This window comes from Pseudomonas sp. 51_B, assembly GCF_017491595.1.
Taxonomy (GTDB): domain Bacteria; phylum Pseudomonadota; class Gammaproteobacteria; order Pseudomonadales; family Pseudomonadaceae; genus Aquipseudomonas; species Aquipseudomonas promysalinigenes.
On sequence record NZ_JAFGYW010000556.1, the window covers coordinates 1 to 246 of the forward strand.

Sequence of the window (246 nt, forward strand, 5' to 3'; positions counted from 1 at the left end):
GCTGGGCAATCACCGCTGTGGGCATGCTGGCCTTGGCGTTCGTGTTCCAGACGCTGGCCAACCGTAAACCTGAACTGGACTCGGGAGTCTATGCCTACGCCAAGGCAGGCTTCGGCGATTACATGGGTTTCTCATCAGCATGGGGGTACTGGATCAGCGCCTGGCTAGGGAATGTCGGCTATTTCGTATTGCTGTTCAGCACTTTGGGCTACTTCTTCCCGATCTTCGGCGAAGGTAACACCCCCG

Annotated in this window: 1 protein-coding gene; it reads left to right on the forward strand. The window is 57.3% G+C overall.

Translation table 11 applies throughout. From position 1 onward, the window contains the following. A partial coding sequence (locus J5M56_RS26155) for an amino acid permease (RefSeq protein WP_207938210.1) occupies positions 1 to 246 on the forward strand: 246 nt, incomplete at both ends.